16 protein-coding genes are annotated in these 14,153 nt (G+C 32.5%); 5 read left to right on the top strand and 11 right to left on the bottom strand.

Annotated features, from left to right (window positions below; genetic code table 11):
• Nucleotides 1-335: 335 nt before the first annotated feature.
• Both H3T83_RS09860 and H3T83_RS09855 read right to left on the bottom strand, forming a co-directional pair.
• Nucleotides 336-791, bottom strand: coding sequence for a DNA polymerase III subunit chi (locus H3T83_RS09860; RefSeq protein ID WP_034903217.1), 456 nt, complete (start codon nucleotides 789-791; stop codon nucleotides 336-338).
• Nucleotides 792-804: 13 nt separating this feature from the next.
• Nucleotides 805-2,289: a leucyl aminopeptidase gene (locus H3T83_RS09855; RefSeq protein WP_198215661.1), complete on the bottom strand. Its 1,485-nt coding sequence runs from the start codon at nucleotides 2,287-2,289 to the stop codon at nucleotides 805-807.
• 138 nt (nucleotides 2,290-2,427) lie between these two features.
• On the opposite strand from H3T83_RS09855, the gene lptF reads away from it, so the two are divergent.
• Both lptF and lptG read left to right on the top strand, forming a co-directional pair.
• Entirely contained in the window at nucleotides 2,428-3,531 is a 1,104-nt protein-coding gene (lptF, locus tag H3T83_RS09850; RefSeq protein WP_034903211.1) for an LPS export ABC transporter permease LptF, read from the top strand.
• Between the two features lie 10 nt (nucleotides 3,532-3,541).
• Complete coding sequence (gene lptG / locus H3T83_RS09845) at nucleotides 3,542-4,606, top strand: LPS export ABC transporter permease LptG (RefSeq protein WP_086357330.1); 1,065 nt, start codon at nucleotides 3,542-3,544, stop codon at nucleotides 4,604-4,606.
• 168 nt (nucleotides 4,607-4,774) lie between these two features.
• Here the strand turns inward: lptG and msrB are convergent, their stop codons facing one another.
• From msrB to msrA, 3 genes are all read right to left on the bottom strand, one after another.
• Nucleotides 4,775-5,200, bottom strand: a complete 426-nt coding sequence (gene msrB, locus H3T83_RS09840) for a peptide-methionine (R)-S-oxide reductase MsrB (RefSeq protein WP_370528035.1) — start codon at nucleotides 5,198-5,200, stop codon at nucleotides 4,775-4,777.
• A 72-nt stretch (nucleotides 5,201-5,272) separates the two neighbouring features.
• On the bottom strand, nucleotides 5,273-5,803 hold the full coding sequence (locus H3T83_RS09835; protein WP_198215659.1) for a cytochrome b: 531 nt from the start codon (nucleotides 5,801-5,803) through the stop codon (nucleotides 5,273-5,275).
• A 3-nt stretch (nucleotides 5,804-5,806) separates the two neighbouring features.
• Nucleotides 5,807-6,355 carry a peptide-methionine (S)-S-oxide reductase MsrA gene (msrA, locus tag H3T83_RS09830; protein ID WP_065578070.1) on the bottom strand — a complete coding sequence of 183 codons (549 nt, stop codon included), beginning with the start codon at nucleotides 6,353-6,355 and terminating at the stop codon, nucleotides 5,807-5,809.
• A 153-nt stretch (nucleotides 6,356-6,508) separates the two neighbouring features.
• Between msrA and H3T83_RS09825 the strand changes: the two genes are divergently transcribed.
• A complete protein-coding gene (locus H3T83_RS09825; protein ID WP_065651942.1) occupies nucleotides 6,509-6,781 on the top strand; it encodes a DksA/TraR family C4-type zinc finger protein in 273 nt (90 codons plus the stop codon).
• Between the two features lie 63 nt (nucleotides 6,782-6,844).
• Here the strand turns inward: H3T83_RS09825 and H3T83_RS09820 are convergent, their stop codons facing one another.
• Nucleotides 6,845-7,507 carry a DUF421 domain-containing protein gene (locus H3T83_RS09820; RefSeq protein ID WP_110453312.1) on the bottom strand — a complete coding sequence of 221 codons (663 nt, stop codon included), beginning with the start codon at nucleotides 7,505-7,507 and terminating at the stop codon, nucleotides 6,845-6,847.
• Between the two features lie 144 nt (nucleotides 7,508-7,651).
• Here H3T83_RS09820 and H3T83_RS09815 point away from each other — a divergent pair, with 144 nt between their 5' ends.
• Nucleotides 7,652-8,209, top strand: coding sequence for an endonuclease V (locus H3T83_RS09815; protein ID WP_370528033.1), 558 nt, complete (start codon nucleotides 7,652-7,654; stop codon nucleotides 8,207-8,209).
• A gap of 22 nt (nucleotides 8,210-8,231) precedes the next feature.
• Here H3T83_RS09815 and H3T83_RS09810 read toward each other — a convergent pair whose 3' ends face one another.
• Nucleotides 8,232-8,771: an HPP family protein gene (locus tag H3T83_RS09810; RefSeq protein WP_198215657.1), complete on the bottom strand. Its 540-nt coding sequence runs from the start codon at nucleotides 8,769-8,771 to the stop codon at nucleotides 8,232-8,234.
• Between the two features lie 115 nt (nucleotides 8,772-8,886).
• Between H3T83_RS09810 and H3T83_RS09805 the strand changes: the two genes are divergently transcribed.
• Nucleotides 8,887-9,438 carry a TetR/AcrR family transcriptional regulator gene (locus H3T83_RS09805; protein ID WP_198215656.1) on the top strand — a complete coding sequence of 184 codons (552 nt, stop codon included), beginning with the start codon at nucleotides 8,887-8,889 and terminating at the stop codon, nucleotides 9,436-9,438.
• Between the two features lie 252 nt (nucleotides 9,439-9,690).
• Here H3T83_RS09805 and H3T83_RS09800 read toward each other — a convergent pair whose 3' ends face one another.
• From H3T83_RS09800 to H3T83_RS09785, 4 genes are all read right to left on the bottom strand, one after another.
• Nucleotides 9,691-10,152, bottom strand: coding sequence for a hypothetical protein (locus H3T83_RS09800; protein ID WP_198215655.1), 462 nt, complete (start codon nucleotides 10,150-10,152; stop codon nucleotides 9,691-9,693).
• Between the two features lie 251 nt (nucleotides 10,153-10,403).
• A complete protein-coding gene (locus H3T83_RS09795) occupies nucleotides 10,404-10,895 on the bottom strand; it encodes a hypothetical protein (protein WP_065578064.1) in 492 nt (163 codons plus the stop codon).
• Nucleotides 10,896-11,043: 148 nt separating this feature from the next.
• Nucleotides 11,044-11,502 (bottom strand): hypothetical protein, encoded by a 459-nt coding sequence (locus tag H3T83_RS09790; protein ID WP_198215654.1) that lies wholly within the window; start codon nucleotides 11,500-11,502, stop codon nucleotides 11,044-11,046.
• Between the two features lie 564 nt (nucleotides 11,503-12,066).
• Nucleotides 12,067-14,127, bottom strand: a complete 2,061-nt coding sequence (locus tag H3T83_RS09785) for a BglG family transcription antiterminator (RefSeq protein ID WP_198215653.1) — start codon at nucleotides 14,125-14,127, stop codon at nucleotides 12,067-12,069.
• Nucleotides 14,128-14,153 lie beyond the last annotated feature (26 nt).

The raw sequence follows: 14,153 nt of genomic DNA, 5'->3' as shown, positions 1-14,153 counted from the left end.
AATTTTATGATTTATTTAAAATTTTAAGCCTAATGGCATAAAATTTATCCATTCGTATAAATATGTTATAAAAGTATAGTGATTGGAAAAAACCATGCAACTTTTTTTGACGGTTTAATTGTTAACTTTTGTAAAGGTGAATGTAATATTATGTCTTAATTACTCACTTAAAACCTATTTCGAAGAAACTTTAGGGGGATTTTAGGCCTTAAAAACCCCGTTCCTCAAATTTTTTTTTGAAAATAATCGCAGTATTTATCCTGAATTTACTTTAAAAACTAGCTTTATCATATTTCGATAAACTAATTGGTTAAAGTCAATTTTTGATACTTGGGTCATCGACATGTAATTGGAATAGTTTTGAGATTAAATCCTGCTTCTTTATAAGCTTTATATCTTTCCCTTGCTAACGATTTTTGTTGTTCGTCGACAGGAACAAAATCGATAATGTCACGATAAACACCGGCAAATTCGGGAAATTGTTGTTGTAGGTTTATTAATAAATGTCGTGCACCACTACTACGCTTTTGTGGCCAGCAGATTTCAACTGGCGATCCACCTTTTAATCCTTCACCAGCAAGGTTATGTGGAACAAAATCATCGGTATCAAGCTGCCATAAATATTCGTCGATTCTTTCGGCTTGTGCTTGATCTTGACAAGCAACTAGCACACGCTGTTTGCTGTGCCATGCTTCGACAATTTTTTCGCAGGCTAATTTTTCTTGAAATAATACCCCAGCATCATTAGCTGGGGTTGGGTTTTCTAGTAAATAGAAAATCACTTTTTTCATGATGTTTATCTACTTATTTTTGATCAAGTAAGTATTGAATTAACATGGCAACCGGTCGGCCTGTCGCGCCTTTGTTGGCACCTGATTTCCAAGCTGTACCGGCAATATCAAGATGGGCCCATTGATATTTTTCAGTAAAGCGAGATAAGAAACAAGCAGCAGTAATTGTACCGCCATCTCGACCACCAGCATTAACAATATCAGCGCAAGTCGATTTGATTTGTTCTTGGAAGTCACTATCTATTGGTAAAGACCATGCTTTATCACCGGCTTTATTTGATGAGTTAACAAGTTGTTCCACCAATTGTGAATTGTTACCCATTACCCCTGTGTAATGGTGACCAAGAGCCACAATACAAGCACCGGTTAATGTCGCAATATCAATGACAGCTTTTGGTTTGAAGCGTTCAACATAGGTTAAGGTATCACATAAGACTAAACGGCCTTCAGCATCAGTGTTAATTACTTCTACAGTAATACCTGACATGGTCGTTAAAATATCACCTGGGCGATAAGCATTACCATCGGGCATATTTTCACAGCCAGCCATTACACCGACGACATTGATTGGCAATTTGAGCTCGGCAACTGCTTGCATTACGCCAAAGACAGTGGCAGCACCGCACATATCATACTTCATTTCGTCCATACCAGCAGAAGGTTTAATAGATATACCGCCTGAATCGAAGGTTAACCCTTTACCGACTAATACATAAGGCTGGGCTTTTTTGTCTTTAGCGCCATGGTATTCAATCACCGTCATAATTGATTCATTGGCAGATCCTCGCCCTACAGCTAAATAAGCATTCATGTTGAGTTTTGCTAATTCTTTTTCGCCAAAACAGGTGACTTTTAAATTAGTATGTTGTTGACCTAAACTTTTACCCTGTTCAGCTAAGTATTTAGCATTACAGACATTCGATGGCATGTTAGCTATATTTTTTGTGCTACTAATAGCTTTGGCAATAATTTGCCCTTGCGATAATTGGTCTTCAACTTGGTTGATTGTCTTTTTGTCGCCATAAAGTAGTGTCAATTTTTGTAGGCTCGGTTGTTCTGATTTTGTTGATTTGAACTCATCAAAACAATAAGTTAATTCACTAACAATTTGTGGTAATTGCTTAGCGATTTCACCACTTATAGCTGGATTGAGAGTTAGAATATCCCAACAAATATTTTTAACTTTTTTGGTAGTTAGCTCTTTTATAGTAGCTTGAATCACTTTTTTAGCGGCATTTAAATCAAAACTTTTCGCTTCACCACATCCTACAACTAATATTTTTTGTTTGGTAGCATTGGCCGATGAATATAAAAATGTAGTTTTACCTAACTCACCACTAATATCACCTGATTTTATCAATTGGCTAATCAAACCATTATTTACGTTATCTATCTCTTTGATTAAATTAGATTGTGTTTTGCCTGATTGGACAGTAATAACTAAACATTCTTCTTTTTGTTTAGTTATAACAAGGCTATTTTTGATTGCGTATTGCATAGGGTTCTCTTGTTAGATATTGAATGTGAATAGTAACATTTTATCGGTTCATTAAACGATAGCAACAAAAAGATAACGAAATAGCGCAAATCGGATTATAATAGTCGGATTTGATAAGACGGATAGATAGGTAAAAACGTGATAATTCGCCGATATTTAATTAAAGAGACAATGAAAACTCAAGGAGCAATATTGTTTATATTATTGCTGATTTTCTTTTCTCAAAAATTAATAAAAATTTTATCCAGCGCAATCGATGGTAGCATTCCTCGAGATTTGATTATGCCATTATTAGTGTTAGGTGTATCAAATATGGCTGATCTTATCTTGCCGTTAAGTCTTTTTTTAGGTGTGCTTGTTACCTTTGGCCGGCTTTATTCTGATAGCGAGATGGTCGCGATGCATGCTTGTGGTGTAAAAAAGAGACTTAACTATCAAGTCGTATTTTTACTTTGTGTAATGACATGTACGTTAACAGCACTTAATAGTCTTTGGTTTGGCCCTTGGTCAAGCGTAAAACAAGATCAATTAGTTGAGAATGCAAAAATTAATCCAAGTTTAGCCGGCCTACTTGCAGGACAATTTCAACAAACGCCGGATGGCAATTCAGTCATTTATATTGGCAATGTCGATAACAATAAGTTAGACAATGTATTTATTGCCCAGATCAATCCTAGAAATAATCAGCGCCCTTCTATCATTATTGCCAATAAAGGAAAAACAGCCGAAGACGCCGATGGTAATCAAATTATTACCCTTGAAGATGCTAATCGTTATGAAGGTACTGCCCAGCTAAAAGATTTTCGTATATCAAATTTTCATAACTATTTGGGGATCATAAAACCTAAAGAGTTAGATACAAATGTTGATGATGATAAAGCTGATGTGCAACAATTAGGGTTATTTGAATTACTGCAGAATCCTAGTGCGAAAACCCGAGCAGAATTTTATTGGCGCTTGACGCTAATTATTTCGGTTCCTTTAATGGCTTTTTTAGTCATCCCATTAAGTGTTTCAAATCCTAGGCAAGGTAGACTGGCACAGATTTTACCAGCACTATTACTTTATCTAGTCTATTTTTTACTTTCTAGTTCGATTAGAGCTAATGCCGGCAAAGGCCGACTAGATCCTGCTTTGTGGTTTTATCTCATTAATATGGGTTATTTTATTCTAGCTTTAATCTTAAATTGTTGGGATAACTTATTTATGCGTAAACTTCGTTTAAAATATAGTGCATTATAAGGGGAAAACGATGTTTTCGATTTTAGACCGTTATATTGGTAAAACTATTTTAAATACTATTGGAATTTGCTTATTTTTGTTAATTAGTCTTTCCGGTATTATTCGTTTTATAGATCAACTCAGAAAAATAAAAGAAGATTATGATGCATTTTCCGTTGGTTTCTATTCTCTACTTATGGTGCCAAAAGATTTGGAAGTATTTTTTCCTATGGCGGCTCTATTAGGAGGTTTAATCGGTTTAGGCATATTAGCCTCACGCAGTGAGCTAATTGTCATGGAGACATCGGGCTTTAGCCGCTTTAAAATTGCTTTAGCCGTCATGAAAACTGCCTTACCTTTAGTTATTTTAACTATGGCCATTGGCGAATGGGTTGCACCAATTAGTGAGCAAACGGCTCGCAATATGCGTTCAGAAAGACTTTATGGTAATTCATTATTAGCTCGGCAAGGTAGTTTATGGGCTAAAGATGGTAATGACTATGTTTATATTGGTCATGTTGATAATGACAGTTCAATATCTAATATAGATATTTATAGCGTAGATAAAAATAAACTGCTTTCGATCACCCATGCTAACAGAGGTGTCTTTGAAAATAATGTTTGGACTCTGTCAGAAATTGAAAAAAATGACTTAACCAATCCCGAACAAATAACGAGTATCAATTCGTTGACAATGCAATGGAAAACCAATATTACTCCCGATAAATTAAGTATTGTCGCCTTTGATCCAGACTCTCTATCTGCATCTGGTTTATACCAATATTCGCAGTATTTGAAAGATTCTGGGCAAGATACCAAATATTATGACCTATTATTTTGGAAAAAACTGATTAAGCCTGTGTCAGTAGCGGTGATGTTACTTTTGGCTTTATCTTTCATTTTTGGCCCATTACGTAGTGTTTCAATGGGGGTTAGAGTGATTATTGGTATTAGTTTTGGATTTATTTTCTATATTGCCGATAATCTTTTTGCTCAAGTCAGTATTGTAATGGGGATCTATCCTATTGTAGGTTCAATGCTAACCAGCTTAGTATTTTTATTAATTAGCTATATTTTATTTAAGCGCAAGAATTAGCTTATTTATGAAAATTATCATTGCTGATTAAAAATGGTATTGGCATATACGATGATCTGAGATATGCCAATATTATCTTTCATATCAATCAAGTAAAACGTTCGCAGCAAATATAGAAAAATCTACTCATATATTTGTTAATTTTAAGTAGCGATTCATTAAATTAATTTAGTTAAACAACCTTAAATATTCACCATAACCCTGCGTTTCAAGTTCTTCTTTTGGGATAAATTTCAATGCAGCAGAATTAATACAATAACGTAATCCACCTAACGCTGCAGGGCCATCAGTGAATACATGACCAAGATGGGAGTCAGCCTCTGATGAACGCACTTCTATCCGGTTCATGCCGTGACTGTTATCTTCTTTTTCTATAATTTGTTGCTGATTAATCGGTTTGGCGAAGCTTGGCCAACCACAGCCAGAATCAAACTTATCTAATGACGTGAATAGAGGTTCCCCTGAGACAATATCAACATAGATACCTTCCCGATGGTTGGCATTGTATTGGTTGTCAAATGGGGGCTCAGTGCCATTTTGTTGAGTAACATGATATTGCATAGGTGTTAATGCTGCGATAGCCTTATCTTTCATTGATTTATTCATGATTTATCTGCCTCACGTTACGTTATAGATGCTATTAATATTAGCAATTTTAAATTTATGTTAATCGTTACTGCCCAACATTGATTGCAGTACTTTATCTTTAAGCCAAAAATAATGATACAACGCACCTAATATATGAATAATAACCAATATTGCTAAAGCGTAAGCAGTGATTAGATGCATTGAATGAAACATTTGATGTATTGAATTTGGCATAGCTATGGCCGGAACAGATATTAACCCAAAAACATTAAGATCTCTCCCACTCATCAAATACCCCGATAAAGGCACAATAAGCAGTAACAGATAGATAAATCCTTGAGTAGATTTTGACAATATCCGTTGTAGTTTTTGCTCTTTAGGTAAAACATCAGGTACACCTTGGTCTCGAATTACTATTATTAGCCATATCATTAATAGCCAAACAACAACGCCCAAAGATTTATGCAATAAATAAACAATTGGCATACCGCCTAAAATATTCGACATTGTCACTTTAGCTAAAAGCAGTAAAGTGACAATCACGATCAACAAAGCTGATGACCAATGGATCCATTTTTGTTTATTGCTATACTGCGGATAACTTTGCATTGCTTACTCACTTTTTGTTGCTGGCTTATCTTGCCAATTGTCAGCAATAAAATTGGCTCGTCCAGATAAGCGATAATAACGATTGTAATGTTCGGGTTGTTTTTTATAGTAATCTTGGTGGTAATCTTCAGCTGGATAAAACGTTGTTGCCGGCTCTATAGCAACATTAATTGGATGATTAAATCGTTTACTTTCTTCTAATGCTTGTTTAGATGCGATTGCTTGCTGCTGTTGAAATTTATTATGATAAAAAATTACAGGTCGATAAGAATCTCCCCGATCAGCAAACTGTCCTTGTGAATCAGTTGGATCTATTTGTTGCCAAAAAATGTCGAGTAATTTTTTATAGCTGATCATAGTTGGGTCAAAGGTTATCTGTACCGCTTCAGTATGGCCAGTATTGCCTTGGCAAACTTGTTGATAAGTGGGATTTACCGTGTGGCCTCCCGTATACCCAGAAATCACACTAATCACTCCTTCATATTTGTCGAAAGGTTTTACCATACACCAAAAACAACCACCGGCAAATGTTGCTTGTTCATATTGTTGCATAAAAACCTCCAATTAAATGATATTAATAGAAATGATCTTTATTTTAAAACACAACACTTACTTTTGCTTGATAGATATGGGGTTATATTACTTGAAACTGGTCAAATAATCACCATATTATTAATCTAATGTAATTGTTTAGGAGGTGAAATAATGGCTAGTGGCTGGGCATCTGATGATGCAGTTAACCAACAAATCGAAAGCACAATTATTGATGCTATTGAACTTGCCAGACGCCAACTAAAACACGATAAACCAAGTGCTGAGTTTTGTGTTGAATGTGGCGATGCTATTGCAAAAGCAAGACAACTTGCTCTACCGGGCGTGCAATACTGTTTAGCGTGTCAGCAAGAAGTTGACAAGCAATTGGCAAAATCGGCCATGTTATATAACCGTCGTGGCAGTAAAGATAGCCAACTTCGATAATAAGTTTCCAATAAGAGGGGCACCGAGTTTTGCCCCTCTCCTTTTATGTTGCATTTTTAGTTATTATTTTTTACTCTCGGATTTTGACTTCCGAACGTCATCGTAAGGGTAAACCAATAATTTATCGTCAAACCATTCAGCACAAAAGATCTCGTTGATATCTTTATATCCTTGTTTTTTAATTTCATGCTTAAGCCAAGTTTCATTTTTATGTAATTGTTCAAGATTATCCTGACTAATCGCCCCATTTTCAATCACCAATACCGCGATATCTTTATCGCCTTTTTTGATAATAGTTAAAGAGCCATTTAATTCGTACCAAACTTGTTTTAATTCACTAAAAGCACAAATGCCTTGAATGTTAACCAATGTTTCGAAATCTCTAACCGGTAGATTTGCTTTAATAAAATTTTCAGAGAGTAGATGACCATTTTTAACTAGTTGTATTGGCTCACCGTCGATGGCATCGCGTAATTTTGAGTTTTTAGATTTGATGAATCGAACTAAAATAAGCAGTCCTGCCCAAATCGCTACGGCGCCAGCTGATTCCCACGCTGAAACATTAGCATTGAGTAACGTTCCCCCTACCAACGCACCAATAACCATGCTACCAACTTGATCTAATTGCGACATCGGCGCTATTTGGCTTTTACCAGATAATTTGACATAAATAAGTAAAATAATAAGTGCAACTAAAAATTTTGGTGCCATTTCGAGTAAATACATTACTAACCTCCTAGTGTCGATCTAATTTAAACGACCAATGTTTTTGGCGTAATTGGATCAATAACAGTTAACAAGATGTATCAGGAACTAAATTTTTATTTATTTGAAACAAACGACAAATTGTTTTTTAATAGTGAGATATATATGAGAGCAGTGCTATTCTACTCTAAAAAGGAATTTAAAAAAATGATACTTGCAATAGATGTTTACTATTTAGATGATAAAGCGAAAACCGTCGGTATTTTGTTTGAACAATTTACTGATAGTATTAAGGAGATAAAATCCGTTATCACTGATTACCAATCAAATGTTGCCCCATATCAATCAGGCCAATTTTATCAACGTGAATTACCATGCATATTAGCGTTATTGTCTCACGTCGATCTCAATACAATTGATGCGATTATTGTTGACGGTTATGTCCATTTAAATGACGGTAAGCTTGGTTTAGGTGGTCATCTATATCAAACTCTTGATAAAAAGATACCGATTATTGGTGTTGCTAAAAAGTCCTTTGCTGATAATAGTCAATATGTGATAGAAGTGACACGCGGCCAAAGTAATAAGCCGTTATATGTCACGTCATTAGGAACAGCATTAACCAAAGCAGCACAAGACATTAAATCGATGGCAGGCAAACATCGCATGCCAGATTTACTTACCTACTTAGATCAACAAACTAAGTTGTTTAAATTTGAGTAGTCTTCTGTTCACTAACAATAGATTAAGACTCTTTTTTACTACTGAACAATGCCAACCAATAAATTGGCCAATGAGTTTTGTTGAAAAGATTATTAATTATATAAGCAATAGCAACTAATATTACTGCACCAGACAACACCGGAAATAAAAGAAAAGTAAAATCATAATCTATTCTATCCGCTGTTAGTAAAATAACTAATGGATTAGCACCGGCTGGTGGATGCACCGCTCGAAAATATTGCATTGCAACAATTGCAACCCCCACGGCTGACGCAGCAACAATCATATCGTTACCGAATAGTTTAAGAAAAACTAGCCCAACAAAAGCCGATATCAAATGGCCAAAGATAACATTTCTTGGTTGCGCTAATGGCGACTGAGATACGGCAAACAATATCACACAACTAGCCCCAAATGGCGCCATGATATAAGTGTAACCAGTTAAATGGCTTAAGCCAATAAGACACAATATAGAAACAAAACCACCTATCAAGCTTTGCAATAATTCAATATTTTTAGGCTTTGTCGGTAACTTTTCCTTGCTGAAAAAAAATGATTTCATTATTCTTTTATCCTATTAAATGAGTAAAATATATGTACAACACCAAAAATGAACAACTCTGTACACTTTTATATTAGTACAGATCTGTTCATATATCAAACTCTTTGGATCAAAAATGAAGAAAACACCTAAATTAATAGCGAATACAGCTGAACAACTCTTTTATCAAAAAGGATTTGCAAATGTCGGAGTTGATGAGATACGAGACGAATCAGGTTGCTCTAAAACAACGCTATATAAACATTTTGGTAATAAAGATAACTTAATTTTTGAGGTTTTGAAGATAAGGAATTTGCGCTTTCAACAAGATCTTAGCACGGCGATTAAAGATCTCGACCAAAATGATGCAATCATTCAGATATTCAAATGGCACCTAACTTGGTTTAAGCAAGATAATTTTAATGGCTGTTTATTTATAAGAGCAAACGAAGAGCTTCATCATGATCAGGCTATCAAGCAACTAGCGATTGAACATAAGGAATTTATTCGTCAACTCATTAGCCAACAACTTCCTCAAACGCCACAACATATAACTTTAACGAACCAATTAATGGTAATACTAGAAGGATTACTTAATATTAGTATTGTCTACAAAGATGATAAAACACTTTATGATGCGATGATTAATGATAGTTTTGCTTTAATTACCAATCTTCTTTGTAACTAATAGGTAAACATACTCAATTTTATAGCTATTAAAGTAGTTATAAATGTGAATAATAAATTAGAATTTACTGAAAATATTATCCAAATTAAGCTAAATAATATCGAATAATTATTGATTATATAAAACGAATCTTATTCAAAGGATGCAAGCAGTTATTTTGCATATTTTTATTAGCCAACAAATATGCAAAATTTTATAATTTAATTTATATCTATTATTTTCAAAGCAGTATTGAGAGAATCCTAAAACATTTTATTCATTATAGAGTTTATAGCTTTTTATCCATTTATCGATCGCTTCTTGATAATTGCTAATATCATACTGTTTAGCATTAATAATCGATGAACATCTATTATGCGGAAATAATAGATAACTATAATCTAAACTTAAATCTTTTCTACCTTTTTTTTCATTATCTTTTATTTGAGCGTAAATATTATCCATTGCTTTTGGGGGATCTTCTTTATCATCAAGATAATCTCTAGACATACCCCAAAACGCTGATAAAGAATATGCTCTTGCTGGCATTTGCTCTAAAAAATCTCTATAACATTGTGCATAAATTTCACAATATGAATAATGATTAGCTTCACAATATCTGGCCGCCTCAATAGTTATAGAGTCTCGTTGTCTTTTATCTATATCCCCATAAATACAACCAGATAATAATATTACTGTTGCTAAAAGAGAAAAACTGTAACCTAATATTCTCATAAATAAATCCTAATTATCCAATATCATCTTGATATGGCCTTATTTAACTGCTTTTATAGCATACCCTAAATTAATCGTATAATTGCTAACAAATTTTTGATATTTTTGTGGAGTTTTTTTAAGATCTGTAATTATAATCAACACAATTATTAATCTAACGTCCAGCATTGGTTGCTTTAGATTGGTTAATGATTTCTAATTAAAGCGTTCAACTCAAATAATATTAATACTTTTTTATATTAAAATTCCTATTACCTATCTAAATTTTTCATTATTATTTTGCTTTTGTTTTCGTATAACATTTTATCAATATGATATTGATGACGAGTAATATCATATGATTTAGCATTAATTATTGAGGAGCATTGATTATGAGGATATAACATAACGCTATAATTGAAAATAGAATTTTTATCACTCTTTTCTTCACTATCTTTTAATTTAGAGTAGATGATATCCATTGGATTTTTCTGCATATTAAACGTATTTTGTTCCGATTCCGGCATGATATTAGATAGTAATTTGAGTGTATATTGCGCGCTTTCATTCAATTGATTGAAAATATTGATATAGCATTTGCCATAGATTTCACAGTAAGAATAATTGTTAGCCTGACAAGATTTAGTCAATTTATCCTTAATCTCAATTCCAGCTTTTTCCTCTAACTTTTCATAATTTGAACTACATGCACTAAGTAATAACAATGGTGCTAGAATAACAATTTTACACCTTAATATATTCATTTTAATCTCCGTTTAAATTTTCATTCTTTGCCCAAAGGATGAAAACAGTTATTTCCCTAATTTTTATTAGCCAACAAATATGTATAATTTTATAATTTAATTTATATCTATTACTTTCCGGGCTCTATTGAGAAAATCCTAAAACATTTTATTCATTATAGAGTTTATAGCTTTTTATCCCTTTATCGATCGCTTCTTGATAATTACTAATATCATACTGTTTAGCATTAATAATCGATGAACATCTATTATGCGGAAATAATAGATAACTATAATCTAAACTTAAATCTTCTCTACCTTTTTTTTCATTATCTTTTATTTGAGCGTAAATATTATCCATTTCTTTTGGGGCTTCTTTATCATCAAGATAATCTCTAGACATACCCCAAAACGCTGATAAAGAATCTGTCATTGCTGGCATTTGCTCTAAAAAATCTCTATAACATTGTGCATAAATTTCACAATATGAATAATGATTAGCTTCACAATATCTGGCCGCCTCAATAGTTATAAAGTCTCGCTGTCTTTTATCTATATCCCCATAAATACAACCAGTTAATGATATTACTGTTGCTAAAAGAGTAAAACTGTAACCTAATATTCTCATAAATAAATCCTAATTATCCAATATCATCTTGATATGTCCTTATTTAACTGTTTTTATAGCATATTCTAAATTAATTGTTAATCATGAATTTTTCATACTCTTCTTTAAAATCAATAAGATCAACAATTCGGTATTTTCTATTTTCATGATTATATAACAACGCCCACCAAAACGAATTCGAATTGTTATTTTGTATTTGTCGTAATTCACCATTTTTTTGTTTATAAAAAAAAGTTGTATCATCATGCTTAATTAAATAGGGTTGATGTATGTCTGATAAATAATCGTAAATTAACGATCTATAATAATTGACATCATCGACCATAACATAAAAATCGTCTCCGTCTCCGATTTGAGTAACAAATGCTCGATTTTGGTTATATGTTTGTTGCTAATGATCCAGATAGTCATCGTTTAAGGGGTTGCGCCACTGATACGTCAAATTTTGCGTAATATAACAAAGGAAGTTTTAACTCAAAGTAGGACTTTTTGTACACCAATAATCGTGACTTACTAGAGTCCTTATAGAAAGTATGCTTATCATGCATACTTTTATTGAATTATTTAAGGAAATCGAGATTTTATAAATGTCAGGATCTCCTTTGCTTGTGTTGCAGTGTTTAATATTTCATAAAAATCAGGCATTTCAAGCAAAGCAACCAGCTCTGACATTGCGTTAATATGGCTAGTCTTATTAACTGCTGCTAAAGTAAAAATATATTGCGTAGGAATTTTATCATTCTTAAAAATAATTGGTTTTTTCAATACTGTTATACTTAACGACAGAGAGTTAACACCATCTTCTGGTTTAGCATGAGCAAGAGAGACATTTTTGGTTATCAAAAAACTGGTTCTATTTGAATTAACATTTTCAATAATTTTCTCTATGTAACTTCGGTTGATATAGTTCTTTTGTAATAATGGCAATGCAGCTGTAAATAAGGCACTTTGCCAATCATTAGCAGAGACATTTATTTGAATCAAATCTTCTTGGATCAAATGGCGAATGCCTAAACTTTGATTTTCTATGGTGGTATTTTTATCTGTTTTATAAAAATACTGATAAAGCTCTTTTTTAATACCATTTTCATTGGAAATTGTACCGTATTTTTTAAAAATATCGAGCAAATCAGTTATTTTTGGATAGGTCAAATAAGAGTTAATTTGCGAATAAACGCGTTCCAGCAATAAATACTCTTCTTCATCGGACATGATTGGCGATACGATAAAAAACGGTTTATTTTGGTTATAAAAAACCAAATTATTTACAGTACTAAAGATTATATCGAAAAAATTGGTCAGCTCTAAGGCTTCTGCAGTTTCCATTGGCCCTAAAAATAGAAAATCAGGGAAAAGAAACTTTAATCTATTATAGACAATTGAAGAACTGCCAATACCATTTTGACAAATAATTACGGCAACGATTTGCTGATTAGTTGATATTTTATTTTCGTCTAGAATTGCCGCAAAATAGATGGTTAAAAAAGATATTTCATCATCTGGAATATCATTATTAATGATCGGATAGATAACTTTTAAGGTTTCTTTTACTATCATAAATAGTTTATTAAACTCTTCTTTTACTTTATCTAAAATTGGATTAATGATTGGCAAACGAAAAAGTATTCGGTAATACGCGGGTCTAAAATGGCTATAGAGTTTTTTCGAAATATCATCATTGTTATCAAATTTTATGCCTAAAAGCTGCTCAAATCTCGATAGAATAATTTGTACAATATTTAAAATCAGCTCCTGATCTACTGTCTTGATATCACGATTCCCTACCGAATTGCCCAGTAGTAGAGAAGTTAAGTATTGCACTTCATAACTGTTATCATCTATTTTATATAATTTCAGCAATTCTGATGATATATGATACTCTTTCAACTTTATTATGATTTTATTTGGCATTGAAATAACAGGAATATATTCCAGTTTTTTAGTCATTCTTGGCAATAGGAATATCACTGTATAGATAAATTCTTTTTTCCGCTTTTCACCTAATAAAATTTCATTTTTTAGCATAATTTCATTGATATCGTTTTTGATATCAAGGTAGTCAACCTTCTCTTGGTTTAAGAAAAGATCATATAGGAATGTATCATCTAAATTATTGGATAAATCTTTGAGTAAATTTCTGAGAAAAAAATTACGGATCGATAATTCATCTCCAACCAACGAATAACCTTTTTCTCTAGTATAAGTGATTAAAATGTCTTCGGAACTTAATAAAAGTTCTAGTTGTTTGATATCATTATTTAAAGTTGTTTTACTAATATTTAATGCTGATAAAAAATGTAATGAAGAAAGATAAGTATTTACGTGATAGAGCAACATTAAAAAAATATATTTTTGTCTTTCCTCTGTTGAAAAAATATAATTTTTGCCAATTTTTCCGTTAATTAAATTCTTAATTAGAAACGCTTTACTTTTATCAGGCAAAGAGTAATACAGAGCATTTTGCACAACCACACTTTGTTCATTTGAAGAGAGGTATGCATTAATTTTTAAAATTGAATAATGTAATTGTCGTTTAGTTATATTCAATAAATTCAATAAATACTCCTGATCACAAGATTTTTCAATCAAAGTGAGGATAATTTTCTTTGAATTTAAGTCAATCATACCTTCTTCCTTACTAAAAATATCAA

It is taken from the genome of Gilliamella sp. M0320 (assembly GCF_016101635.1).
Classification (GTDB): domain Bacteria; phylum Pseudomonadota; class Gammaproteobacteria; order Enterobacterales; family Orbaceae; genus Gilliamella; species Gilliamella apis.
The sequence above is the reverse complement of the archived record's forward strand: the minus strand, read 5'-3'. Positions and strand labels throughout refer to the sequence as shown.